The organism is Micromonospora vinacea, from assembly GCF_015751785.1.
In the GTDB taxonomy this organism is placed as follows: Bacteria; Actinomycetota; Actinomycetes; order Mycobacteriales; family Micromonosporaceae; genus Micromonospora; species Micromonospora vinacea.
The window spans coordinates 5,647,921-5,673,334 of record NZ_JADOTY010000001.1; the positions used below are offsets into that span (position 1 = coordinate 5,647,921).

Below are 25,414 nucleotides of genomic sequence, written 5' to 3' on the forward strand. Positions count from 1 at the left end.
CAAACGGTTGCGTCAGTGTCAACGGTCAATGGTTACGGCTTCGTTGCACCAACGCTCCCCATGGTGACCTGCTACCTCCCAAACGCTGACATATGACCCCGATCCCGCTGGCGTCGTTGACGCGATCGGATCGATCGTGATTACTTCATTGCAAACCTTTGCAGGATCACGGGAGGCGACCGTCATGTCACCGAGAGCCGCCGCACGGGCCCGGTACGCCGTCGTGGGCACCGGCGCGCGGGCCGAGATGTTCGTCCGGGCGCTGGTGCTCGACCACGCCGACACCACCGAGCTGGTCGCCTTCGCCGACGTCAACCAGGCCCGGATGGACGCGCACAACCGCTGGCTAGGCGAGCTGGGTCACCGCCCGGTGCCCACGTACCCGGCCGGTGACTTCGCGGCCATGCTGGACAAGGAACGTGTCGACGTCGTCCTGGTCACCAGCGTGGACGTCACCCACGACGAGTACGTGGTGGCCGCTCTGCGCGCCGGCCGGCAGGTCGTCACCGAGAAGCCGATGACAGTGGACGCGGCCCGCTGCCGGCGGATCCTGGACACCGTGACCGAGACCGGCGGTCGGGTGACCGTCGCCTTCAACTACCGCTACAACCCACTGCACGAACAGGTTCGCCGGCTGCTCGCCGAGGGCGCGGTCGGCGAGATCGGCTCGGTGCACTTCGAGTGGCTGCTCGACGTCCGCCACGGCGCCGACTACTTCCGCCGCTGGCACCGCGACAAGGCCAGCTCCGGTGGGCTGATGGTGCACAAGGCCAGCCACCACTTCGACCTGGTCAACTGGTGGCTGGCCGCCACACCTGTCGAGGTGTACGCGGCCGGTCGACTCTTCTTCTACGGTGAGGACGGTCGCCGGCACGGCTACGCCCGCGACTACGACCGGGCGCACGGCTCCCCCGCCGCCGCCGACGACCCGTTCGCGCTGCGGCTGGACGCGCACCCCCGCCTGCGAGAGCTGTACCTCGACGCCGAGGCCGAGGACGGCTACCAGCGCGACCGCAACGTCTTCGCCCCCGGGGTGAGCATCGAGGACGACATGGCGGTGCTGGCCCGCTACTCCACCGGCGCCACGATGACCTACCACCTCACCGCGTACGCGCCCTGGGAGGGCTACCGGGTGATGGTCAACGGCAGCCGGGGCCGACTGGAGCTGGACGTGGCCGAGAACGACTTCGTCGACCGGGGCACCGCCGGCGCGGTCAAGGGCGCCGCCCTGCACGGTGCCGAGGCGCCGGCCGAGGGCGGAGGTGCGACGCTGACGCTGCGCCCGTTCTGGGCCCCGCCCCGGCAGATCCCGGTGGAGGGTCGCAGTCGGCACGGGCACGGCGGCGCGGACGCCCGGATGACCGGGGTGCTCCTCGGCGGTCAACCCGACCCGCTGGGTCGCGCCGCGACCGCCGACGACGGCGCGTTGGCCCTGCTCACCGGCCTGGCCGCCAACAGGTCCTTCGAGACCGGCCAACCCGTCCGCGTCGCCGACCTGCTCACCCCCCGCTGACACAGGAGACGAGGAGCCCCACCCCGTGCCCACGTTCGACCACACCGACCTGCTCCTGCCGCCCGAACCGGGCCAGCGCGCGCTGGCCCGGGAGCTGTACGCCCTGGCCGCGGCGCAACCCATCATCTCGCCGCACGGGCACGTCGACCCGGCCCTGCTCGCCGAGGACCGCCCCTTCCCCGATCCGGCGCAGCTGCTCATCGTGCCCGACCACTACCTGACCCGGATGCTGCTCAGTCAGGGCGTACCCCCGGCGGATCTGGGGGTGCCCACCCGCGACGGCAGCCCGGTGGAGACCGACGGCCGGGTGATCTGGCGACGCTTCGCCGCGCACTGGCACCTGTTCCGGGGCACCCCGTCGCGGCTCTGGCTGGAGCAGACCTTCCGCACCGTGTTCGGGGTCCACACCCCGCTTCGCCCGAGCACCGCCGACGCCCTCTACGACGAGATCGCCGCCCGGCTCGCCGAGCCGGACTTCCGGCCCCGGGCGCTCTTCGAGCGGTTCAACATCGAGGTCCTGGCGACCACCGAGTCGCCGCTGGACGACCTCGCGCAGCACGCCAAGCTCGCCGCGGACGGGTGGGGCGGGCCGGGCGGCCGGGTGGTCACCACGTTCCGCCCGGACGACGTGGTGGACATGGAGTTCGAGGGCTGGTCGACAAACGTGGACCGCCTCGGGGACCGGGCCGGTGAGGACACCGGCACGTACGCCGGCTACCTGGCCGCGCTGCGGGCCCGACGCGCCGCGTTCATCGCCGCCGGCGCGACCTCCTCGGACCACGGCCACCCCACCGCGCGCACCCTGGACCTGACCCCGGCCGAGGCCGAGCGGCTCTACGACCGGGGCCGGCGCGGCGAGGCCGACGCCGCCGACGCGGAGGCGTTCCGGGCGCACATGCTCATGGAGTTCGCCCGGATGTCGCTCGACGACGGCCTGGTCATGCAGCTGCACCCCGGCGCGGTGCGCAACCACAACAGGTGGTTGCACGCCCGGCACGGCCGCGACGTCGGCGGGGACATTCCGCAGGCCACCGAGTACGTGCACGCGCTCGCCCCACTGCTGGGGCGCTACGGCAACGACCCCCGACTGCGACTGGTGCTCTACACGCTCGACGAGGACACCTTCACCCGCGAGCTGGCGCCCCTCGCGGGCGGGTACGCCGCACTGCTGCTCGGCGCGCCCTGGTGGTTCCTGGACTCCCCTGAGGTGCTGCGCCGGTTCCGGGAGGCGATCACCGAGAGCGCCGGCTTCTACAACACCACCGGGTTCGTCGACGACACCCGGGCGTTCTGCTCCATCCCGGTACGCCACGACGTGGCCCGCCGGGTGGACGCCGGCTTCCTGGCCCGGCTCGTCGCCGAACACCGGCTGCCGATGGACGAGGCCGCCGAGACCATCGTCGACCTGGCGTACCGGCTGCCCAGGCGGGTCTTCAACTTCGGAGGACAGGTTCAGTGACGGTCACCATCACCTCTGTCGAGGTGCACGACGTGCGGTTCCCCACCGCCGCCCGGGGCGACGGCTCCGACGCGATCAACCGGGGTGACTACTCGGCGACGTACGTGGAGCTGGGCACCGACGCCGGCCCTACCGGCGCAGGGTTCACCTTCACCAACGGCCGGGGAAACGAGATCACCTGCGCGGCGGTGCGTGCCCTGGCCCACCACGTGCGGGGGCGCACGGTCGAGGAGATCGCGGCCGAGCCGGTGGCGTTCTGGCGTTCGCTCAGCGCCGACGTGCAGCTGCGCTGGCTGGGCCCGGAGAAGGGCGTCATCCACATGGCGACCGGCGCGCTGGTCAACGCGGTGTGGGACCTGCGGGCCACACTGGCCGGCAAGCCGATGTGGCGCTTCCTCGCCGACCTGCCCACGGACGACCTCGTGGCCAGCGTCGACTTCCGGCACATCACCGACGCGCTCACTCCGGACGAGGCGGCCGCCATCCTCGACAAGGGACTGGTCGGATCCGATGGCCGGCTCGCGGAACTCGAGCAGAGTGGTTTCCCGTCGTACACCACCTCGGTCGGGTGGCTCGGCTACCCCGACGACAAGGTGCGGGCGCTGACCCGGCAGGCGTACGCCGACGGCTGGCGGGCGATGAAGATGAAGGTCGGCGGCCCGCTCGCCGACGATGTGCGGCGGGCCCGGATCATCCGGGAGGAGATCGGCCCGGACGCGCTGTTGATGATGGACGCCAACCAGGTCTGGGACGTCGACGAGGCGATCACCGCGATGGCGGCGCTGGCCGAGGTGGACCCGTACTGGATCGAGGAGCCCACCCACGCCGACGACATCCTCGGGCACGCCCGGATCGCCCGCGCTGTCGACGAGTTGACCGCCGGCCGCTGCCGGGTGGCCACCGGTGAGGTGGCCGCCAACCGGGTGATCTTCAAACAGCTGCTCCAGGCCGAGGCGATCGGGGTGATGCAGATCGACGCCTGCCGGGTCGGTGGCGTCAACGAGGTCCTGGCCGAGCTGCTGCTGGCGGCGAAGTTCGGCGTGCCGGTCTGCCCCCACGCCGGCGGGGTGGGCCTCTGCGAGTACGTCCAGCACCTGGCGATCTTCGACTACCTGCGGGTGGGCACCGGGCTGGACGGTCGGATGATCGAGTACGTCGACCACCTGCACGAGCACTTCGTGGATCCGGTGCGGACCCGCGACGGCCGCTACCTGCTGCCCGAGCGGCCCGGTTACAGCGCCACCATGAAGCCCGCGTCGATCGCCGAGTTCCGCTTCCCGGACGGTCCGGCATGGCGGTGACCGTCGGGGCCTCCCGGCTCGGCCTGGGCATGCTGCGCCGGCTGCCCGCCGAGGCCCGCCCGCTGATCCGGCCGGGCACCGTGCCGACCGGCGTCGTACACCTGGGGTTGGGCGCGTTCCACAGGGCCCACCAGGCGGTCTTCACCGAGGCGGCGGTCGGCGCGGCCGGCGGTGACTGGGGCATCGTGGCCGTCGCCCCGCGCAGCGCCGCCGTGGTCGAGGCGATCGCCGCGCAGGACAACCTGTTCAGCGTCAGCGCCCTCTCCCCCGCCGGCAGCGCCACCCGGGTCGTGGGCGCCCTTAGCGGCGTCCGGCACGCGCCCAGCGACCCGGACGCCGTGGTGGCGCTGCTCGCCGACCCGGCGGTGCGCGTGGTGACCCTGACCGTCACCGAGAAGGCGTACCAACTCGATCCGGTGACCGGCCAGCTCTCCCCGGACTCGGCGCTCGCCGCGGACCTGGCCGGCGGCGGACCCCCGACCACGGTGCCGGGGCTGCTGCTGCGCGGGCTGGCCGCCCGGGCCGCGGCGGACGCCGGGCCGGTGGCTCTGGTGAGCTGTGACAACCTGCCCGCCAACGGTCGACGGCTGCGCGGCATGCTCGACCAGGCGGTCGAGCGGGCCGGCGGTGTGCCCGCCGGGCTGGTCGACTGGGTGGCCGGCAACGTCACCTGCCCGGGCACGATGGTGGACCGGATCGTGCCGGCCAGCACCCCGGAGACGATCGAGGCGGCCCGGCGGGCGCTCGGCGTGACCGACCTGGCCGCGGTGGCCGCCGAGCCGTACGCGCAGTGGGTGATCGAGGACGACTTCCCGGGCGGCCGGCCCGGTTGGGAGTTCGCCGGGGCGGTGCTGACCGACGACGCGGGCCCGTGGGAGCGGTTGAAGCTGCGCGCCCTCAACGGGGTGCACTCGGCCACCGCGTACCTCGGAGCGTTGGCCGGTCGGGAGACGATCGCCGACGCGCTGGAGATCCCGCACCTGCGCGACGTGCTGCGCCGACTGATCGCCGAGGACGTGGCGGCCAGCTTCACCCCGCCGGACGGGGTCCGGGTGGTCGACTACGGCGAGCAGGCCCTGGCCCGGTTCGGTAACCCGGCGATCCACCACCGCACCCTCCAGGTGGCGATCGACGGCTCCCAGAAGCTGCCGCAGCGCGTCCTGCACACCATCGCCGACCTGCGTGCGGCCGGGCGGTCCGCACGTTGGGGCGCGCTGGTCGTGGCGTCCTGGTTGCGCTTCGCGCTGGGGTACGCCGACGACGGCCGGCCGTTGCCGTTCCAGGACCCACTGGCCGGGCCGATCCGGGCCGCGCTGGACGCCGGGGTGCAGAGCCCGGCGGGCGCTGTCGACGCGGTCTTCGCGCTGCGCGACGTCATCCCGGTGGAGGTGGCCGAGGACGACGAGGTCCGCGCCGACGTGATCGCCTGGCTCACCGCGTTGGAGCGGCACGGCGTCGAGGCCACCCTGGCCGGTGCCCGATGACCGGATCGACCCGGGCCGGTCGGTGGTGAACGCGGCGACGCCGCCGCCCCGGGTGGCGGTGATCGGGGCGAACGGGCACGGTCGCTGGCACCGGCGGGTGATCGCGCCCCTGCACGCCGCCGGTCGGCTGCGGTTGGTCGCCCTGGTCGACGTCCGACCGGTCGAGGACGACCCGGCCGCCCCGGTGCCGCCCGGGGTGGCGGTGTTCACCGACCACCGGGCGATGCTCGCCGCCACCCGACCGGAGGTGGTGGTGATCTGCACACCGCCGCACACCCACCTGGCGATCGCCCGCGACGCCCTGGCCACCGGCGCGGACCTACTGCTGGAGAAGCCGCCGGTGCTGTCGTTGGCCGAGCACGAGGAGCTGACCTGGGCCCTCACCGCCGCCGGCCGGGTGGCCCAGGTCGGCTTCCAGGCGCTCGGTTCGGCGGCTCTCATCGCGCTGACCGACGCGCTGGCCGCCGGCCGGCTGGGCACTGTCACCGGCATCTCCACCGTCGCCGCCTGGCAACGGCCGGACGCCTACTACGCCCGCTCCGCCTGGGCCGGTCGACGGACTCTGGACGGCCGGCCGGTGCTGGACGGCGCGCTCGCCAACCCGCTCGCGCACGCGGTGATGCAGTGCCTGGCGATCGCCGAGGCGCTCGCCGGGGCGACGCCCTGGCCGGTCGCGATCGAGGTGGAACGCTACCGGGTCCGGCCGATCGAGGTGGAGGACACCGCAGTGCTGCGGGTCCGGTTCCGCGCCGGGCCGCCGGTGCTGGTGGCGGTGACCCTGGCCGCCGAGGAGTTCGTGGCCGGCGAGGTGGCGGTGACCGGTACGACGGGGAAGGCGGTGCTGGAGTACCCGACCGACCGGTTGCGCCTGCCTGGCGACGTGGTGACCCGCCGGGTGCCGGGGCGGCTGGGGTTGCTGGAGAACCTGCTCGCCCACCGGGACGACCCGTCGGGCGTGCCATTGATCGCGCCGCTGGCCCGTACCGCGCCGTTCACCGCGCTGCTGGACGCGTTGCGGTCCGCGCCGGAGCCCCGGCTGCTCGAAGGCGATCTGGTGACCACCCTCGGCGAGGGCGGGGAGCGGGTCCGCCACCTGCGGGGCGTCGTCGACGTGTTGCGTCGGGCGGCCGAGCGGGGGGCGCTGCCGAGCGAGCTGTCGGTGCCGTGGGCGTCCGGCGCGTACCGCGCCGAGCTGACCGGATAGCGGCGCGCCCGCGACTCGCGGTCGGGTCGGCGACGTACGGGCTCATCGATGTGGTGAAGATCGGCTATAAGTGACGCATGGACTTCCCGCCGCACCTGGGCAGCATGCCGATGCACGCGATCACCGAGATCCACGGCGAACCGGGCCTGCTGGAACGTTTCCGGTTGGAGGTCCAGCAGTTCGACGACGAGGCCCGGGCGCGGTTGACCGCCGCGCTCGACCTCGCCGCCGAGCTGCACCGCGACGATCGACGCGTCCGTGAGCCGTACCTGAACCACCTGCTGCGGGTGGCGATCCGGTTGATGCACCACTACCAGGTGCGTGACGTGGACGTGATCGTCGCCGGTCTGCTGCACGATGCCGTGGAGGACCACCCGACCGAGCTGGCCGACGGCGACCCGGGCACCGACCCGACCGGGGCCGCGCTGGCCGCACTGGCCGCGCGGTTCGGACCACGGGTGGCCACCCTGGTCGCCGCGGTCACCAATCCGGTGTACGACCCCGAGCGGGACCGCAACGAGCAGTACCGGGAGCACCTGGCGGTCAGCCTGGACCGGGAGCCCTGGGCCCGGGTGATCAAGGTGTCGGACTTCACCGACAACGGCGTGGGTGTGATCCACACCGTCGGGCCGAAGGTGGTCTCGTCGGCCCGGAAGTACCGGCCGCTGGTGCCGCTGTTCCGGGACCTGATCGGCCGGCCGGACACCCCGTTGTCACCTGCGGTGAAGCGGCACATCTTCGGCCAGCTGGACCTTGCCGAGGAGCGATTCAGCGCCATCCTGGACCAGCCCGCCCCGAACTGACCCGTCCCCGGATCACCCGACCGGGTTCCGTGACAAGTTCTCAGATCTGTTCGGAAGCCTCGGGCATTACGGTTGGTTTTGCGCCGAATGAGAGGAAATGCCCCTCTCGGTTCGTCTTTCGGCCGTGTCACCAATCGAGAGGATTCTGACCATGCGCGACCTTTCCCGTCGTGATCTGCTCAGGGCGACGGCCGTCGGCGCCGGAGCGGTCGCTATCCCGAGCATGATCTCCGGCAGCTCGGCCATCGCGGCCGACGGTCCCGGGTGGCCCTCCGACACGAAGTTCCCCCCGGCACAGCTGACCGGCCGGATCGTCCGCCCGCAGAGTCCCAACTACGCGGAGGCCAGCCTCGGCTGGGACGAGCTGTTCGTGCACTACCCGCTGGTCATCGTCTTCGCTCAGGAGACCCAGGACGTGGTCAACGCGCTCACCTGGGCGCGGCAGCACGACGTCGCGCTGCGGGTACGCAGTGGCCGGCACAACCTGGAGGGCTGGTCGAACGTCGACAACGGCATCGTGATCGACGTCAGCGAGTTGAAGGACGTCCACATCGACACCGCCGCTCGCGTGGCGAAGGTCGGCGCGGGGCTCACCCAGTCGGAGGCGGTGACCGCCCTCGGGGAGCACGACCTCGCGGCGACGACAGGCACGGAGGGGACCGTGGGCCTCTCCGGCGCGACCCTCGGCGGCGGCTTCGGCTTCCTCACCCGCTACATCGGGATGGCCTGCGACAACCTGATCGGCGCCGAGATCGTCGTCGCGGCGGGCGCCGACGGGGCGAAGGTGCTCGAGGTGGACCCGTGGAACTACCCGGACCTGCTCTGGGCGCTGCGCGGAGCGGGCAACGGCAACTTCGGGATCGTCACGTCCCTGACCTACAAGGTCGCTCCGCTCACCAGCGTCGCCTACCTTCAGGTGACCTGGCCCGGTCTCGACGACCTGCACGAGGTCTTCGACGCCTGGCAGCGTGTCGGACCCTTCACCGACCCCCGCCTCGGCACCCAGGTCGAGGTCCACCCGGATGAGATCCTGCTGTTCGCGGTGCTCGCGGAGGGTTCCGAGGCGGAGGCCAGGAAGCTGCTGGCGCCGATCCTGTCGATCGGCAACCCCACTGTCACCGTGCAGATCGGCGGCTGGGGCGACGTCTACGCAGGCTTCCAGATCCCGAACGAGGAGGAGCCGGCGAAGTGGAAGTTCTTCTCCCAGTTCACCCGCGAGCCGTTCCCGGAGAAGGCGGTCAGCATCGTCCGTGAGTTCATGGAGAAGTCGCCCTCACCCGACAGCAACTTCTTCACCCAGGCCTTCGGTAGGGGGGCGCAACGGCAGGAGCCGTTCGGTGGCGCGGCCTTCCCGCACCGCGACGCGCTCTTCTACTCCGAGCCCGGCGTCGGCTGGGGCACCCGCGGCGAACCCGACAGCGACGACGCCGTCACCCCGATCGCCCAGACCTGGATCGCCGAGTTCAGCCAGGCGCTGCGGCCCTACGTGGACGGCGCCTACGTCAACGTGCCGAACATCGGCATGGCCGAGTGGGAGAAGGCCTACTGGGGGCACAACTTCCCCCGGCTGCGCAAGATCAAGGCGAAGTACGACCCGCACAACGTCTTCCAGTACGAGCAGAGCATCCCGCCCGCGACGCACTGACCCGGGATGACCGGCGGTGCGGGTGACGCCACCCGCACCGCCGGGCACCGCCGCCGAAGACGGGGTCGCGTCGGCGGTCAGGACGGCGCGGCCTCGTCGAGGATGACGCGCAACGCGTGCGGGGCACTGGTGGCGAGGTCGCCGAGCACGGCGAGCAGCAGACCGTACTGATCGGACGGCTCGTCGACGAGCAGTTGGCCGGCGTCGGTGATCAGCACTGTGAGCGGACCGGCGTCGAGCCGGTCCCGAAGCACGTCGGAGAGGGCGTCCCAGGTCTCCCCCAGGTACGCCGGCAGGGCCAGCACGGCGGCGAGCGCGGCGAAGAGCCCGGCCCTGGTCCGCGTCGTCGCTCCGGCCAGCACCACCGCGCCGGGCACGTCGAGGCCGCCGTCGTGGCAGGTGATCAGCCAATCGGGCACCCGACCCGCTTGCTCGTCGACCATCACGTTCAGAGCCGGTAGAAGTCGGTGTAGTGGTTGGGCGAGAACCAGGTGACCCCGGTACTGCGGTTCACCACGATCCGGTACGCGTCCCGGGCGGCGCCCTGGGTGCGCGGGTAGACGTCGTACTCGTAGTAGGTGGCGTTGGTGGGCAGTTGGCCCTCGTAGTTGTAGAACTGGCCGCCGGCGAAGTTGGACTTCCCGCCACTCCAGGAGTACCAGCCTCGGCTGGTCGGGAACCCCTTGGCGGACCAGCCCGAACGGGCGGTGCGGGCGTCCGCGCAGCGGCTCATGGTGCAGGAGCTGTAGACCGACGCCGAGGCCGGGTCGGTCAACCGGGGGGAGACCACGGACGGGCCGACCAGCGCGGCGGCGACCATGGCGAGGAGAAGGGCGAGCGTGGTGGTACGCCGGCGGATCGCGCCGAGCGTGGCCAGTGGGGACACGAGGGTGGACACAGGCTGCCTCCAGACCATCCGATCCATCGATCCGCGTGAGTGTCGGACCGGACCCAGTCTCACCGCTGCCGGTCGACGGCAACACCCCTCGGCACCCCAACTGCTCCACAATGCTCGGTGAACCCCGGATGATCACCTGTCTCGGCGCGCCCGATCGGGAGCAACGCGAGCATGCCGAGGCTGACCCAGACGTACGCGTTGGCGCCCACGAACCCCCACGGCCCGTCCGACCCGTTGGCGAAGACCCAGACCAGCCCACTGCACAGCACGACGTAACCGGCGGCACCGGCACGCGCCCGACGATGAGCCGCCGCGTCGACCGGCGGCCACGGCAGCGTGGACGCGGCGAGCACCACCAGCCCCGGCACCAGCCACACCAGGTGGTGCACCCAGGTGACCGGGCTGACCAGGCACGCGGCAACGCCGGTCAGCGCGAAGCCGGCCCGTTCGTCGCCGTCACGCACCGCCCGGCGTGCCCGTACCGCCCACACCGCCAACACGGCCACGACCAGCAGCAGCCACACCCGCCGGTCCGGGTGCGCCGGGTCGAGCCGGGCGACCAGGCCGAGCAGCGACTGGTTCGACACGTACGCCAACTCACCGACCCGGTCGGTGTCCCACAACGCCTCGGCGAAGAACGTGCGGCTGGCCTGCGGCGCGAGCGCCGCCGCGACCACTGTGGCGCCGACGAGTGTGCCGGTGGCCGTGGCAGCGGCCCGCCACCGCCCGGTGACCAGCAGATACCCGATGAAGATCGCCGGGGTGAGCTTGACGGCGGCGGCCAGCCCCACCCCCACTCCGGCCAGCCGACTGCCCCGCTCCAACAACCACAGGTCCACATACACCAGCGCCACCAGCGACAGGTTGACCTGCCCGAAGCTGACAGTGTCCCGCACCGGGTTGAGCCCGGCCAGCAGACAGCAGGCCAACGCCAGCGCGTACCAGCGCGTCCACCCGTGCCGCCGGGCCAACGGGTCCACCAGCAGGTGCAACAGGAACGCGACGGCCAACGCGGTCAGCAGAAGGTTCGCCACGATCGTCGGGTACCAGGACAGCGCCGCCATCGGCGCCATGGTCACCGCGGCGAACGGCGGATAGGTGAAGCCGTACCCGTTGCCGGTGGTCCAGTCGTACAGGTCGCCGCCGCGTACCCAGTGCCCGACCGCGCCGTGGTACACACCGACGTCGAACCAGCCCCGATGCCCGGGCAGCAGCGCGATCGCCACCGCCAGCACGGTGACCAGGCCGAACACCGTCGCCACTCGCCGCCGACTCGCGTTCATCGGGCCAGCCCCACCGGGGCGGGCGGCACCAGCAGGCGCAGCGAGCCGACCGCGAGCAACCCCACCAGCACCCCGGCGGCGGCCAGCACCGCCTGCGCCACGTCCGGTCCGAAGCCGCTCGGCAACGCCACGAACGCGAGCACCACAGCGCCCAGCGCCGCCGCCGGCCGGGCCCGCCCGTGCGCCGCCGCCGCGAGCAGCACCAGACCCCAGAGCGCGTACCAGGGCCGGGTCGCCGGGCCGAGCAGCGCCGCCGCCACCAACACCAACCCCAGCGCGTACGCCGGGCCGAGCCGTCGCCGATGCCACCACACACCGACCGCCACGGCCAGTGCGACGGCCACGCCCAGCGCCAGGCAGAACCGCATCGGGGCGTCGCCCAGGTGCAGACCGAACCGCCCAGCCGTGCGCGACGCCACCCGACCCAGCGCGCTGGAGATCGACCAGCTGTGCCGGTACATGGGGGTGCCGAGCGCGCCGACCCACCCGTACCCGATGCCGGTGGCCCAGGTGACCACGGCGGCGGTGCCCACCGCGAACCCGGCCGTGCGGGCCACCGAGGCCGGAAGCCCGCGGTGGCGCGCGGCGAGCGACCCGACCACCAGCAGCCCGACCACCGCCGGCACCTTGACCAGCGCGGCGAGGGTGACCAGCACGGTGGCCGTGCCGTAGCGGTGCTCGAAGGCGAGACTCAGCCCGGCCACCAGCAGCCCCAGCATCACCGCCTCGTTGTGCGCGCCCGCGATGAGGTGCAACGGTACGAGCGGGTTGAGCACGCCCAGCCAGAGCGCGGCGGCCGGGTCGACACCGCAGTGCCGCGCCAACCGGGGCAGGTACGCCACCAGCAGCGCCACCCCGGCCAGCGCCACCAGGCGCAGACCGAGCACGCCGAGCACCAGCTTGCCGCCCGTCACGCCACTGACCACGGCCGCCACCGCGAGGAACACCGGCCCGTACGGCGCGGGCGTCTGCTGCCACATCTGCGGCACCTCACCGGCCAACGCGCCGCCCAACTGGGCCACCCCGTGCCGGTACACGTCTATGTCGGCGAGGACCATCGCGCCCTGCGCCAGGTAGCTGTACGCGTCGCGGCTGAACAGCGGCGGCGCCACCAGCAACGGCCCCGCCCAACAGAGCAGAGTGAGCGCGGCGGAGCGCCGGTCGACGACCTCGTCGGGGGCGTGCGGGTGTCGGCCCGCCCACCACCAGGCGGCCACGAGCAGGGTCAGGCCGGCGTACCCACAGAGCAGACCCGGCCCCGCGAGCTGCCGCAGCCCGCTCCACCAGGCCGTGTGCGCGCCGACCGGGAGCGCCCCGGCGGCCAGGCCGGCGCCGGACAACACTGTGGCACCGACGCCCCCGAGCAGCCGGTACGCGATGACGGTCGGCAGTGTGCGCACCCGGGCAGGATGTCGTCCGCGGCTGACCCCCACCCGACGTGCGGACGATCAGCAGGCGACGGCGCGATGTCGGACCGGCGCGGCCGCCCCGCCATCGACGGTGCATGGTCTGGTTCGTGTCGATATGCGGTCTGCTCGGTGACGGCGTGGCGACCGGCATATCGGTCACCGGTTGTTAGCGTGAAACGCGGATCCGTGACCGTGGAGGGGTGCCATGACGGACGCCCCCGACGGGAGGCCGAGGCCCGCGGACCAGTGGCGGCACCGGGGTGTACGAGGGTTGACCATCGCCCGCGACGCCGGTGTGCGCGGCTGGCGGTGGTGGGCGCGAAGCTGGGATCGACTGGTCGCCGCACTCCAGGACGAGGCACCCGTCGGCTCCGCTGCCGCGCCGTCGCCGTCCGGTCCCCTCGTCGAACAACGCGACGCGCCCCGACTGATCGCGGTCCCCGCACGCGGTTACGTGTACTCGTTCTACATCCGCGCCACGTTCGCCTGGTCGTCGCCGGCGAGCCTGCGGTCCGAGGTACTGAGCTGGTACGTGCAGTACTTCCAAGCCAACGCCATCCAACGGCTGACCCGGCTCGCCGCCGACGCCGCCCGGGACCTGCCCCCGCACCGGGCCGGTGACCTGGAGGTGGCGTTGCAGCGGGCGCTCGCCGAGGATCCCCTGTGGCACTACCAGCGGGGCGACATCACGCTGACCTGCCGCCCCGACGCCGCCGTACGCCTCGACGAACGGATCATGCCGGCGCTCCAGCCACACGTCGACCGCCTGGTCAAGCTGGAATACCAGTTCGACGAGCAGATCCGAAAGGCCCGGTACGCCGAGGAACTCAGCCGCCAGTGGGCGACGATCCTCGATGATCACGCGGACGACCACGACCTTGCCGACGCCCGCGACCACATGCTCGCCGCGCAGCGAGAAGCCGCACGATGGATCGCCGAACTCCTCCACCGCCACGCCAACCCCTCACCAGAGCCGGCTCACACGCCCAGAGTGCCCCCACAACAGACCCACCCCACCCCCGTCCCGCCAACCCCCGAGTAGCTCCCCCGCCGCACCCGCCCCCTCTCCCCCATGATCAAGTGATGAAAAGTAGGTGCGGGGGGCCTGTGGGACCTACTTCTCAGCACATGATCATGAAATGGCGCGGTGGGCGAGAATGGCCAGAGTCTCCTGGCGGACCTGAACCGGGTCCGCGGTGAGGCGGCGGTGGCTGAAGCGGACGACGAGGATGCCGACGGTGGCGAGCAGTGCGTCCCGGCGGAGGTCAATCTCGCGTTCGGCCGGGTCGCCGTGGCTGGTCGCGCCATCCAGTTCGATGTTGACCCGTTCCGCCTCGGCGAACATGTCGAGGTAGATCGTCCGGGCGCCGACCCGCACCCGCGCCTGCCGGGTGAACGTCGGCATCCCCGGTCCGGTGAAGACGTGGTCGTGACCCCATATCTCCAACGGGCTGCGGCAACCGGCGGCGAGCCGGTCCAGCAGACCGCTCAGCGCCCCACGGTCGGGCATCCTCGGCACCTCGGCAAGAGCGGCGGCGAGGCGTTGCGGCGTGGTCAGCCGGTCGTTGACCGCGCGGATGAGCAGACTCGGTCGGTCGACCGGCGGCAACAGCGGCCAACAGTCCACCAGGGTCCGGTCGAGCCGGATGACCGGCAATCCTCCGCGGATCACCACCTGCGGCGGCGCGATCGCGAAGTCGGACCGGCGCGCTACGACGAGATGCGGCCGATCACGCAGGCCTGACCCTCGCGGCAGATCGAGATACACCGGCTCCCCCGGCGCCTGACGGCGCAGGCCCCACACGTCGAGCGCGGTCAGGCGACTCAGCGCCCCGCGCCCGTCGACGTACGCCAGCACAGCGCGTCGAGCGACGTCCCGCTCGACGCGGGCCAACATCGGCAGGTCGGAGTTGGCGTGACGGATCAGCGCGGCGTCGCCGTAGACCCCGGGCAGCAGTTGTATCAGCCGGTTCGCCCGCCGGGCGGTCTGGATCGTCCAGGCCGGGGCCGCCCGCAGTATGTCCCGCCGAGCGACCAGCCCATTGCCGCGCACGAGCAGAGCATGCAACCGCGGGTCCACCGCCCCACCCTGCCTCGGCGTACGGCCGATTACTGCCCGCGTGACTGCCGCGGTGGACAGCGAATGCACCTGTGGACCGCCGTCCGAGGCATCTTCGATTGTGGTACGCGAACCTGTGATGCCTGGTCTGGGTCGGCTCCCCCGGGCGTTGAAGGTCCGCCCTAACCAACCTTTTGTCCGGCCGGATAGACGCCCTCGTTGAGAGCAGCGACGCCGTCAGGGCTGCCAGCCTCCACAACGGCCGGGTATGCAGCTAGGACGGGGCACCCTACTGGCGGAGCAGTTACCGAGCACCAGTCGGTCAGGTTGGAGCAAGGTAGGTCATCTGCATTGGCTCGGCGAGAACCGCCCGGGCCGCCGGAATGTCCGCCAGCCGGGAGGCCAGGGTGGCGACGGCGAGTCGCTCCGGCAGAGCGGCACTGAACTTGAGACCGGCAAGCGCCTTGTCCGACACGTCGGGCAGGCAGATTCGGTCGGCCGCGTCTGACATGGCCCGATGCACCACACTGCGGTCCAAATCTGGTCGCAGCCGAATGGAGGCGTCGTCGTACCGTTGAGTCGGATCGGCCAGCTCGCTGAGCGTAGCGATCAGAGTGGCATTGGCCCGGAAGCCTGCCCAGGTCCACCAACGCACCTCACCGTCGTCGTCTCTGACCAGCACCGGGCCCGCGGGATGGACGACAGGGGCCGCGTCGTCCCGTAGAACAGCCAGTCTGCTCTTCGCCCGGCCGGTGAGGGTGACCGGTGGGTCGGCACCGAGCAGCACATCACGCATTGCCCGGACCATCCGGTACGACAGTCCCTGCGGCGATCCGCCGGTCATCCAGAGGGCCTTTCCACCCCCCTCGGCTGGCTCGACGAAGCAACGTTGCCGCTTCCAGTCGATATAGGTGACGCGCCAACTTCGGCCGGCGAGCAGCAGCAGCCGGGGACCGAGCACCCTGGCGGTCAACAGTGCCGGGTCGGTCCGGCCGATCTCGGTACGACCAGCCAGCACGGTGAACTGCGGTGGTGCGGTGAACACCGCCAGCATGTCCATGAAGTGCCGACGCCCGAAGCGCAGTTCAGCTTCTGGCCCGATGAAGAGCATCCCGGAGTCGACGTCGAGGTAGCCTCGCTCGACGAGGTGCCGCATGATCACGTCGGCACTCTTGTCGAAGGGCGTCAGGCCATTCCACTCGTGCGACCAGAGGTTGTCACCGATCCGGTGTTGTTGGAGCGCGAGCGCCAGCATCTGCTGGGCGACTATGTGCCGCGGTTCAGGCGGGGGTGCGACTGCTTCGACCCAACCTTGTGCCCACAGATTCAGCAACCCAGCAGCATGCAGCAGTCCTTCCCCGTCCAAGGCGAGGAAGAGGCAGTTGCGGCTGCTGCCGGGACGCCGACCTGTCCGGCCGATCCGTTGCAGGAACGCGGCGACGCTACGTGGGGCGTTGATCTGGATGACGCGGTCGAGATCGCCCACATCGATTCCGAGTTCGAGGGTACTGGTGGCGACGATGACGCAGTCCCGCTCCTGCGCGAAGGCTTCCTCGGCCCGCCGCCGCTCGTCAACCGAGAGTGACGCATGAGAGAGGAAGGTCGTCACGTTGAGCGCGCGGAGCCGTTGCCCGAGATCCTCGACCAGCGCTCGGGAGTCGCAGAAGACCAAGCGCTTTTGCCCGTGATGAAGGGCCGCGATGACCTTGGCCGCGTTGTGCACGGACCCGACGTAGTCCAGCTCGACCTCACCGGCTGGACGTGGCACCGGCGTCGCCGGGTGACGATCGGGCGCCACCACTCGCGCGAACCGCTGGCCGCGACCCGAACCCTGCAACCAGGCCAACAACTCGTCCGGGTTGCCGACCGTCGCCGAGAGTCCGATTCGCTGCACCGGTCGTCCCGCCACCCGGCTGAGGCGTTCCAACACCGCCAGCAGGTGCCAACCACGATCATCGCCGGCGAATGCGTGCACCTCGTCGACCACGATCGCCTGCAGTTGGCCGAAGAACACGTCATGATCGACAGCGCTGCTGACGAGCATTGACTCCAGGGACTCCGGCGTGGTCAGCAGAATGTCGGGCCTCTCGCGGAGGATCGCACGGCGCCGACCCATCGTGACGTCGCCGTGCCAGAGCGCCGCCCGACGCCCGAGCCATGCCGTGTAGCTCTCCAGCCGGGGCAGAAGGTTGTTGAGCAGCGCCTTCAGCGGGCAGACGTAGAGGACAGAGGTGCCCGACCAGTTCTCCTGCGCCATCCGGGAGAGCAGCGGAAACAGTGCCGCCTCGGTCTTACCGCCGGCGGTAGGCGCCAACAGGAGTGCGTCCTCGCCGGCCAGCAGTGGTTGCACTGCAGCTTGTTGCAATGGCCTCAATGCCGGCCACTGCAGCGAGTTGACAATGTGGTGCTGTACGACTGGATGCAGCAGTTCGGCGTCACTCGCCATGACTTCGACGTCCTTCAGAGCTCGAGCGAGATCTCGTCGGCGCTCGTGGCGTTTCGCTCTACGTCCGTCATCTCGGCGCTGGACAGGGTGAGCGCATAGTGTTGCCGAGGGTTGAACTCGGGGAACTGGTCCACCCGATCGAGCACCTCCCCCACGAGCTTCTTGAGAAACAGCCGCGGCGCCACCCCGACCTTGCCGCCGAGACCGCCGGCTATTGCCCGTGCCAGCTCGCCGAGGTATCCGTCGTCAACCAGCCCGTACACCCGCTCTGGCACTGCGGACCCGTCGGCGTAGAGGTCTCGCACTCGGCCGCCGAGTTCCACGAGGGAATCGACGGTGAAGCCCGGCAGCCGGATCTGCACCGCGCGGGGATTGTCGAACCGTGGGTCGGTGCTGAAATCCACGGCAAGGCGCTGCGCCAGTGGCGCGAGCCGCTGAACGCCCTGCGGGCCATCGTAGAAAGCCGGCGTGCCGGTAATCACCAGGTAAAGACCGGGGAACCGTCCGGAGTGCACCTCGTCGATGAGTTGCCGGAGGGCGTTGAGCGCCTTGTCCCGAGCATCCGACCTGACTCGTTGCAGCGTCTCCACCTCGTCGAGCACCAGCAGCAGCCCCGGATGCCCACTGTCGCGCAGCACGGCCAGCAACCCTTGCAGGAAGCTGAGTGCCGCGAAGTGGTCGAGATCGCCCCGTACACCGGCTGCCCGGCGGGCGGCGGCCGCGACGTGTGGCTGCCCGCCGAGCCAGGCGAGCACGGCGTCTGCGGTCGCCGCATCGCCTCGCGCGGCAGCAGCCCGGTAGCCGCGCAACGCGGCAGCGAAAGCGGGAGCGCTCCGGCTCACGAGGGCCAGCCGTTGGTCGAGGAGAGTTTCGACAGCTTCGTCGAGAGCACCGGCGTCATCCGCAATGACCTGCCCTGCCGCAAGGACGTCCTCCTCCAGCGCATAGAACCAGCCGTCCACGATCGGACGAAGTGCGCTGGGCGGGAACGTCGAAGTGGTGAGTCGCTCGCTGAGCCGGCGGTAGACGGTTTCCAGCTTGTGCAGGGGCGTTTCGTTCTCGGAAATCTGCACCTCGGCGACGGCGAGGTTGGCCTGCTTGGCCTGCTCGGCAATCCACCGGGCGAAGAACGTCTTGCCGGAGCCGTACTCACCGCGAACCGCCTTGAAGACGGATCCGCCGGCGGCGACGCTGTCCAGGTCATCGCCGATGGCTGCGGCAAAGCGGTCCAACCCCACGGCGAAGAGGTCCAGTCCGGCCGATGGCACGGCGCCGCGTCGCAGTGCGTCGATCACCTCGCGGCGACGCGCCGGGCTGACCGTCGTCACTCCGCCCCTCCCCGCAGACGGAACTGCTCCTGCAGCAACCGGAGGTCTAGCCGGACGGTTCGACCGTTGTCGGTGAGCGACAACACCGGATAGTTGTCCACGTTGAAGATCCGTTGCAGGGTGGTGGCGAAGCCGACCGCCCGCACCGGTGCCTCGCCGGCCCGCTGCGCCAGCACGGCGACGGGCAGCACACCCTTGGCGTCGACAAGTGCTCGTAGTGCCGCTTGAATCTTCTTCAGCTCCACCCGGCGCGGCGTCAGACTGTGCTGCGCCTCGAACAGTTCGGTGGCCAGCAGCGCCGCCACCAGGTCGCCGTCGCTGACCGCCGATGCTGCCTGCGGCTCGGCCGCCACTTCCGGTACCTCGAAAAGCGCGTCCCCAGCGATGGCGGGTGCCTTCCGGCGCGGCTTCGGCGTGTTGGTCGGCCGTGCAGGAGCGCTCGGCTCCGACGCGGCAGCGCCCGTCTGCCACCACTCCGGTGTGCGCTCCTCTACGGGCGCCCAGCCCGCCGGCGGGTCGGTTACGTTGGGCAGCAGGTAGGCCAACAACGGGATGGTCACCTCGGCCAGCGACGCACCGCCGTGGTATCCCGCCCGGCTCGGACGGTGGCGCAGCAGCGGATCCCACAGCGCGATGATGCGATTGCCATCCGAGATGACCCTGGGACCTGTCAGTTCCACCTCACCGGGGCCGGCCGGGCCAGCCCCGACCCGGTGACGGGCGGATGCCGCGTCCGGTGTCTTGAGGTGCTGACCTCCACGCTCAAGGATGTGCCCGTGGTCACTGGTGACGATGACGGCCCGGCCGGTGCGACGAGCCTGGTCGAGCAGGCTGCGCAGAAAGCCGAGATCGTTGAGTTGCCACCCGGCTTCATCGCCCTCCCGGCCGTGGGCCAACGCGTCATCAACCGTGTTGATCACAACGGCCACCACGGGAGCAGAACTCGCCACGGCATCGGTCAGGTCGGCGGCGATGACCTCGCCCGCACCGCCGCGCGCCGGGCCCTTGTGGAAGATTCGGGAGTCCCGACCCCATCGCCCCTCGGCGAAGAGCCGCCGCTCAAGGTCCTGATTCCCGGCACGCAGTGCGCCGGCGAAGAGCGACGTGCGGGAAACCGCCGTAAGGGTGGGCAGCGCGGCAACAATCCCCCGACGCCGAGCCGCTCCCGCCCCTGCCAGCGGGTCGTACTCCACCCAGTGCGGGGCCAACTCGTCCGCGAGCTGCACCGCGACTGCGGCGCTCATCCCGTCGAGCACGGCGAGCAGCAAGGGTCGACCAGCACGGATCAGCGGATCGACCACGCGGGGCAGAAGATTCTCGATGGTGAGCAGGTCGCCGTCGCTGCCCGGCCCGGCGGTGGCCCACGCGGCGAGCCGGCCGGCGAACGCGCCGTCGAGTTCACGCCGCCGCTGCTGCGCCAGCTCATGAATCTCCCGGTACGCCCGCTGCAGCTGCGGATGGGTTTCCTCCCCAGCCCAGACGTGGTTGAGCGCCTGATCCACCCACCCCCACTCGGCGATATGCCGGTCCACGCCGTCCGCGACGCTCTGCGGAGGCACCACCGTCGTGCCGAGCCAGTGCACCAGCCGCTGGGCCATCCGGGCTCGACGTACCCGTTCTGCCTCGGCCTCGGCGAGCCGATGTCCGGCGAGGTGTTCGATCGCCAGGTCGAGTTCCGGGTTCGCGGGGTTCCGCAGTCCGGCGAGCAGGGCTCCTGCCGCGGCACCGAGGCGGTTGGCGAAGCCGGTCCGTAGGACCGGACTGTGGCCCGCGCTGTTGCCCGCGGAGAACTGGATGAGTAGCTGCTCCGCTCGGTCGAGGATGGCATGGCCGTCCCGGCGAACCGCCGCGCGCGGCGCGTTCAACAGGGCGCTAACCACTTGCACGGCCGCCGCCGCGAAGCTGCGCACTGTGGCATCGTCGTTAAGGTTGCCGAAGTACTGGTCGATACGCCCCTGGGCGCGCACCGAGTCGGCGCTCTCGGTGCCCCAGAGCGCATCGCAGACCAAACCCAGCGGCAACGCTTCGTTGCCATGCCCGGCATCGACCAGCGCAAAGAGTGCCTTCGCCGGCCGGCCGAACTGCTCCAGCAGCCAGCGCGCGAGCCCGTTCCGCTCGGCCTCCCGTAGCAGTCCATACGCCTCGACCGCACCTGGCTCGGCACTCCATCGCAACAGCGCCGTCACGTCCAGGTCGTCCGGGCCGATGCCCTGCCGGTCGAGACCGAGCCGCACCGCCGCGAGATGCCGCAGAGCCATGTCGCGGGTCAGCACCGACGTGGCCAGCCCCGGCCAGCCGCCCGGCGGCATGGCGTCGAGCAACGCCTCGCCGGCCCATGCCTCGCGTTCGAGCGCGGTGTCCGGTAGCTGCGCGCCGAACGCATCGACGACCAGGTCCCAGGGTTCCACGGTGATGACGCGCTGACGGAAGACCCGGCTACGCACGCCGTGGTGCAGCACCGACTCTGGAACGTCGGTCAGCAGGACGAGAACCTCCTCGTCGCGGTCGCTGACGAGGTGCTCCCATACGGCCAGCGGGGAGACGCATGGCACTACTCGGACCGGGCGTCCGTCCGACAACAGCACCGTCGGGTCGTGCGGCCATATCGGCTCCGCCCGGATCACCATCACCGGGTACGCGTCGCCGTTACGGTGCCGTTCGAGCTGCTGCGCCACCTTCTGCCGCAGTGCCACTGGGCTGATCCGCAGTGCCTGAGCCGGTGCAGGTGCCTGAGTCACGAAACGATTCTCCAGGTGACCTCGATGGTCGCGTCCGGGTGGGCGGCTACGTACTGGCGAAGTTCGTTCACCGCATCCTCGGAGAGCCCGGCCGAAACGACCGCCTTACCCCCGATGGGCGGGGGCGGCGGAGGCGGCGGCAGTGGAGGCAGCGGCGACGGGGGCGAGGCCTTCTTGGTGGCACGCCGGATGAGCGCCACCGCGTCAGATTGCGCGCGCCGGAGAGCTGGGCTCAGCGGCACGGTCAACTCGTCGGCCTGGCCGACGCGGCGCAGCTCGGCGAGGATCCCAGTCGCCTCCCCGGCGTATGGCTCGCCGAGGCCGGCAATGATCTCGAAGTTCTCCCACGCCGCATGGGCCAGCTCGGCGGACACCTGGGCGGCGCTCTTGATGCTCTTCCCGACCCTGTCGGCCGGTCCGGCGAGCTCCGCCCGAGCCAACCGCTCGGTGGTCTCCACGGCCGTACGCCCGGTCGCCAGCCGCTCCAGCAGGTCAGCCGCCGCGCGAGCGGTGGCGAGTCGTCCTGACGGCGACGCCTGGTCGATACCCAGCCATTTGTCGTGCTGCTCGAGCCGGGCGGTCAGGCCATGAGCCGCTTCTCGATACCGCGAGCCCTCGTTGCTGAGGTCGCGACCAAACATCGCCACCAGCCGGCCCCGCCGCAAGTTCAGGTTGTGTACACCGAAAATCGCCCCGGCTCGGGCCCGAGCCTCTGCCCAATCTTCCTCGCTGGGCAGCCGCTCCTCGCGCAGAGCGTGATCGGTAGTGATCTTGCCTGGATCAGGAGCGGGTGTGACCGGGCTTCCGTGCAGGTGGAAGGCACGGTCGGTCTGCTCGGCGAAGGTGGCCACAACGAGTTGCGCCACGATCGGGTCGAGACCGCGTGGGCTGGGTTCGTCGATCCAGCCCAGGATGTCGGCGACGCGTAGCTCACCGCTGACGCCCTCGGCGGCCGCCCTGTGGTGGAAATGCTGCGCCCACTGGCCCTCGACGACGAAGGCCGCCTCGTGCATCGTGCCGAGCCCGAGCGGATTGGCGATCCGGCGCATGGTCTGGCGGTGCGCTCGCTCGACCTCTACGCGTCCCTCCGGCGACTCGACCGCTCGCCGGACGTGGTCGAGCACTACCTTCACGTCAGGCAGACGCACAGGCTCGCCCTTGCGGTCGGGGTCGAAGTCAGGATGGGCAGGGAACTGCTGGCTGAGCATCTGATCGCCGAGACTGCGCAGCGCGTCAGCGAATGTGGCGCCCATGGGCAGTTTCGGCTCCAACGCACGGGTGAGCGACTGCAGGTGGTCATCGAAGCCAAGCTGCACGTCTGAGGGCTGCTTGCCCGCCAGCCCGTACGCCTGGCGCAGCACGGCCTGCATCTTGTTCAGCAGCGCGCTGCGCTGGTTGGTCAGCGCCGCGTGTGCCCGCCGACGGTCGTCGGGGTTGAGGTGCTCGGCGTGGCTGTCGAAGCGCTGCCCCTCCAGCAACTTGTCGATGATCGCGAGCTTGCCCAGCTCGGTGCGGCGTTCGATGGTCAGCGCGGCAGGAATCCAGCAGACCGTGCGCGGCGTCATCCGGCCGCTCAGCTCCTGGACCCGTTGCCGATCGTCCGCCGGCCCATGACTCCCGTCGTCGAACGGATAGTCGACGATCAAACGCCAGCCGGTCGGGTCGTTCGGGGGGAATGCCTCGTCCCGGATGTCGTGTGGGTCGCGGACGTTGCCGTACACCAGCTCGATCGTGCGGCGACTCCCCCGCCAGGTCAGCGCGGCCTCCGCGAAGAACGAGTCGCTCCACGGCACGCCGAGCTGTTTCCAGAGCAGCCGCTGCACAAGGTGCTTGCGGGCACCCTCGTTGTCGTAGTGCTTGGCGGTGGCGAGCACGCTGTCAACGTCGACGCCGACCAACTCCAGCGACACGATCGGGTCGTCGCCCTCACCGATGCGGATCTCGGCGAACCGGCCGGCCCAGTCGGTCAGCTTCCGGTTGACCTGGGCGACCTCACCTCCCGGGATTGGGCTGGTGATGCTGCCGTGGTTGAGCGCCGACAGCCGTCGGGCGGTGAGATTGCGCAGCGCCGGGACACTGGGCGCCAGCGCGGCCAGCAGCAGCGTCTTGATCAGCCGGTCGTCGCCGGTGAAGGCTCGAACCCGTCCGACCGTCTCAGCAGGCTGGGTGTCACCGCGGCGCGCCGCCTCCAGGTCGTCGTCAGTGAGGTCGTACTGGCTCAGCAGGTAGGGGCGCAGCTTCAGGTCGTAGAGCTTTTGGGCCATTTCGAACTCGGCCTTGAGCTTCTCGGTGAAGGGCTGGTCGCCGCCTGTGCTGATGACGTCGTAGAGGTCTCCGAGGGGCACCAACTGGCCGAGGCGCAGGGTGTCGCGGCGATCGACCAGCAGCTGGCGCATCAGCTTCAGCGCCGTCCGGGAGCGCTGCAACGCGCTGGAGACGTGCACCAGGGTGGAGAGGAATGCCGGGCTGAACGGGTACGTCGACCGGAAGGCGTCGATGTCGGCGCCACTGCCCGAGTCGGTGCCGAGCAGGGTGTCGAACACCTCTCGCCGTACCTTGGTGGTGGCGTCGAAGGCCCGAGAGATGGCCTCGCCCGCCCCGGGTCGGTCGTCGCGCGCTTTGAGCAACCGGCGGCGAGCGATCTCAGGGAGGTTGCGGTCCTCCAGCTTGATCACGTCGAACCGGCCGCTGGCCAGATTGAGGGTGTCCTGATAGCTCAGCTCGTTGGCGCCGGTGACCTCCTCGCCGACCAACTCGCGCAGGTCGCGCTGCCGAGCGATGAAGCTGACCACCGGGATCGGCCGGCGGGTGTCGCCGCCCTCGACGAAATTGGTGATCTTCTGAATCTCCCGGGAGACGAACTGCTGGTCTCCGATCGAGTTGGCCAGCCAGAGGATCAGCTCGTCGAGAAAGAGGATCAACCCGTGGTAGCCGAGTTCCTTGGCGTGCCGGCTGATCTCGGTCAGGCCCCGGTCGAGCGAGACGAACGCTTCGGCGTCCTCCCGGGCGTTGCTGAAGAAGCCGACGTTCCAACTGGTCAGCAGATCGTTGACCAACTTGCGGCGCAGCTCGTCGGAGTACGCACCGCCGAACGCCTCATCCAGGCGCTCCGGCGTCCAGAACGTCTCGCTGTCGCCCCACTCATCTTCGGCGTCCCCGCCGGGCAGGCCGTCGATGAACTGCTTGTCGCCAATCTTCTCCCGCAGCGAGGCGGCCTGCTCCAGCAGCGCGTCGGTGCGGTGGACCGCCGGGATGGGCGCATCGGGGTGCAGCGCGCGGACCCGGTCGACGTAACCGCCAAGCACCCGCTGCTCCAACGACCGCGCATCGAGCAGGTGGTACGGGATGAGCAGGAACTTGCGTCCGTCCAGCCAAACACTGTGCTTCGCCACCAGCGGGGCCAACTCATCGCGGCCGCGGGCAGCGGATTCGCCCCGCAGCAGCGCGTGCAGCACCGCCATGAAGTGCGACTTACCGGAACCGAAGGAGCCGTGCAGGTAAGCGGCCTTGGAGGCGTGCCCTTCGACAGCGGAGCGGATCAAGCCGAGCGCCTCGTCGAAGTTGCCGAGCAGCCGATCCGTGACCACGTAGTCGCGCAAGGTGGCATCGGCGTCGGCGACACTGTCGGCGAGCTTGAGCACAAAGTCGCTCGTGCTCGTGCGCTCCGGGATCTCGATGAACTCCCGAAGCAGCGGCGCGGGGCTGGGCGAAGACATGGTGCATACCGTACCGACCAGCGCCCGCCTGTTCGGTACAGGCGCGTTCGCGACTGGGGAGGATCGGCTTCATGGCTGACGCACATCAGCCAAATCCTCCACTCGGCAGTCAGGGTGCACGAATCGGA

17 protein-coding genes are annotated in these 25,414 nt (G+C 70.7%); 8 read left to right on the forward strand and 9 right to left on the reverse strand.

The window, feature by feature from the left end:
- Positions 1-184: 184 nt before the first annotated feature.
- The 7 genes from IW249_RS26665 (at position 185) to IW249_RS26695 (ending at position 9,409) form a co-directional block, all read left to right on the forward strand.
- The gene (locus tag IW249_RS26665) at positions 185-1,513 is read left to right on the forward strand and encodes a Gfo/Idh/MocA family protein (protein WP_196923263.1); all 1,329 of its coding nucleotides are present in this window, start codon (positions 185-187) and stop codon (positions 1,511-1,513) included.
- Between the two features lie 25 nt (positions 1,514-1,538).
- Positions 1,539-2,972 carry a glucuronate isomerase gene (gene uxaC, locus IW249_RS26670; protein WP_196923264.1) on the forward strand — a complete coding sequence of 478 codons (1,434 nt, stop codon included), beginning with the start codon at positions 1,539-1,541 and terminating at the stop codon, positions 2,970-2,972.
- A complete protein-coding gene (locus IW249_RS26675) occupies positions 2,969-4,273 on the forward strand; it encodes an enolase C-terminal domain-like protein (protein WP_196923265.1) in 1,305 nt (434 codons plus the stop codon). Before uxaC ends, IW249_RS26675 begins: the two co-directional genes overlap by 4 nt.
- Complete coding sequence (locus IW249_RS26680; RefSeq protein ID WP_196923266.1) at positions 4,264-5,757, forward strand: mannitol dehydrogenase family protein; 1,494 nt, start codon at positions 4,264-4,266, stop codon at positions 5,755-5,757. The genes IW249_RS26675 and IW249_RS26680 overlap by 10 nt, the downstream gene beginning before the upstream one ends.
- Complete coding sequence (locus IW249_RS26685) at positions 5,747-6,961, forward strand: Gfo/Idh/MocA family protein (RefSeq protein ID WP_307788715.1); 1,215 nt, start codon at positions 5,747-5,749, stop codon at positions 6,959-6,961. Before IW249_RS26680 ends, IW249_RS26685 begins: the two co-directional genes overlap by 11 nt.
- A gap of 77 nt (positions 6,962-7,038) precedes the next feature.
- Positions 7,039-7,764, forward strand: a complete 726-nt coding sequence (locus IW249_RS26690; protein WP_196923267.1) for an HD domain-containing protein — start codon at positions 7,039-7,041, stop codon at positions 7,762-7,764.
- A 151-nt stretch (positions 7,765-7,915) separates the two neighbouring features.
- Complete coding sequence (locus tag IW249_RS26695; protein ID WP_196923268.1) at positions 7,916-9,409, forward strand: FAD-binding oxidoreductase; 1,494 nt, start codon at positions 7,916-7,918, stop codon at positions 9,407-9,409.
- 77 nt (positions 9,410-9,486) lie between these two features.
- On the opposite strand, the gene IW249_RS26700 is transcribed toward IW249_RS26695, so the two are convergent.
- The 4 genes from IW249_RS26700 to mptB are packed head-to-tail and all read right to left on the reverse strand — an operon-like array spanning position 9,487 to position 12,990.
- Complete coding sequence (locus IW249_RS26700) at positions 9,487-9,828, reverse strand: barstar family protein (RefSeq protein ID WP_196923269.1); 342 nt, start codon at positions 9,826-9,828, stop codon at positions 9,487-9,489.
- Positions 9,829-9,857: 29 nt separating this feature from the next.
- Positions 9,858-10,307, reverse strand: coding sequence for a ribonuclease domain-containing protein (locus IW249_RS26705; RefSeq protein WP_307788716.1), 450 nt, complete (start codon positions 10,305-10,307; stop codon positions 9,858-9,860).
- Positions 10,308-10,366: 59 nt separating this feature from the next.
- Complete coding sequence (locus IW249_RS26710; protein ID WP_196923270.1) at positions 10,367-11,590, reverse strand: glycosyltransferase 87 family protein; 1,224 nt, start codon at positions 11,588-11,590, stop codon at positions 10,367-10,369.
- Positions 11,587-12,990 carry a polyprenol phosphomannose-dependent alpha 1,6 mannosyltransferase MptB gene (gene mptB, locus IW249_RS26715; protein WP_196923271.1) on the reverse strand — a complete coding sequence of 468 codons (1,404 nt, stop codon included), beginning with the start codon at positions 12,988-12,990 and terminating at the stop codon, positions 11,587-11,589. Before mptB ends, IW249_RS26710 begins: the two co-directional genes overlap by 4 nt.
- A 214-nt stretch (positions 12,991-13,204) precedes the next feature.
- Here mptB and IW249_RS26720 point away from each other — a divergent pair, with 214 nt between their 5' ends.
- Positions 13,205-14,041, forward strand: a complete 837-nt coding sequence (locus IW249_RS26720; protein WP_196923272.1) for a hypothetical protein — start codon at positions 13,205-13,207, stop codon at positions 14,039-14,041.
- Between the two features lie 90 nt (positions 14,042-14,131).
- Here the strand turns inward: IW249_RS26720 and IW249_RS26725 are convergent, their stop codons facing one another.
- The 5 genes from IW249_RS26725 to pglY all read right to left on the reverse strand — a co-directional run bounded on the left by IW249_RS26725 (position 14,132) and on the right by pglY (position 25,286).
- Positions 14,132-15,052 carry a DUF559 domain-containing protein gene (locus IW249_RS26725; protein ID WP_307788717.1) on the reverse strand — a complete coding sequence of 307 codons (921 nt, stop codon included), beginning with the start codon at positions 15,050-15,052 and terminating at the stop codon, positions 14,132-14,134.
- 328 nt (positions 15,053-15,380) lie between these two features.
- Positions 15,381-17,504 carry a DEAD/DEAH box helicase gene (locus IW249_RS26730; RefSeq protein WP_196923274.1) on the reverse strand — a complete coding sequence of 708 codons (2,124 nt, stop codon included), beginning with the start codon at positions 17,502-17,504 and terminating at the stop codon, positions 15,381-15,383.
- A 14-nt stretch (positions 17,505-17,518) separates the two neighbouring features.
- Entirely contained in the window at positions 17,519-18,832 is a 1,314-nt protein-coding gene (brxD, locus tag IW249_RS26735) for a BREX system ATP-binding protein BrxD (RefSeq protein WP_196923275.1), read from the reverse strand.
- A complete protein-coding gene (gene pglZ, locus IW249_RS26740; protein WP_196923276.1) occupies positions 18,829-21,570 on the reverse strand; it encodes a BREX-2 system phosphatase PglZ in 2,742 nt (913 codons plus the stop codon). The genes brxD and pglZ overlap by 4 nt, the downstream gene beginning before the upstream one ends.
- Positions 21,567-25,286 carry a BREX-2 system ATPase PglY gene (gene pglY, locus IW249_RS26745; protein ID WP_196923277.1) on the reverse strand — a complete coding sequence of 1,240 codons (3,720 nt, stop codon included), beginning with the start codon at positions 25,284-25,286 and terminating at the stop codon, positions 21,567-21,569. Before pglY ends, pglZ begins: the two co-directional genes overlap by 4 nt.
- Positions 25,287-25,414 lie beyond the last annotated feature (128 nt).

Excerpts from the sequence above, each read along its gene's own strand:
- IW249_RS26665 (WP_196923263.1), top strand. The coding sequence starts at position 185 with ATGTCACCGAGAGCCGCCGCACGGGCCCGGTACGCCGTCGTGGGCACC.
- IW249_RS26680 (WP_196923266.1), top strand. The coding sequence starts at position 4,264 with ATGGCGGTGACCGTCGGGGCCTCCCGGCTCGGCCTGGGCATGCTGCGC.
- IW249_RS26690 (WP_196923267.1), top strand. The coding sequence starts at position 7,039 with ATGGACTTCCCGCCGCACCTGGGCAGCATGCCGATGCACGCGATCACC.
- IW249_RS26695 (WP_196923268.1), top strand. The coding sequence starts at position 7,916 with ATGCGCGACCTTTCCCGTCGTGATCTGCTCAGGGCGACGGCCGTCGGC.
- IW249_RS26710 (WP_196923270.1), bottom strand. The coding sequence starts at position 11,590 with ATGAACGCGAGTCGGCGGCGAGTGGCGACGGTGTTCGGCCTGGTCACC.
- IW249_RS26720 (WP_196923272.1), top strand. The coding sequence starts at position 13,205 with ATGACGGACGCCCCCGACGGGAGGCCGAGGCCCGCGGACCAGTGGCGG.
- IW249_RS26730 (WP_196923274.1), bottom strand. The coding sequence starts at position 17,504 with ATGGCGAGTGACGCCGAACTGCTGCATCCAGTCGTACAGCACCACATT.
- pglY (WP_196923277.1), bottom strand. The coding sequence starts at position 25,286 with ATGTCTTCGCCCAGCCCCGCGCCGCTGCTTCGGGAGTTCATCGAGATC.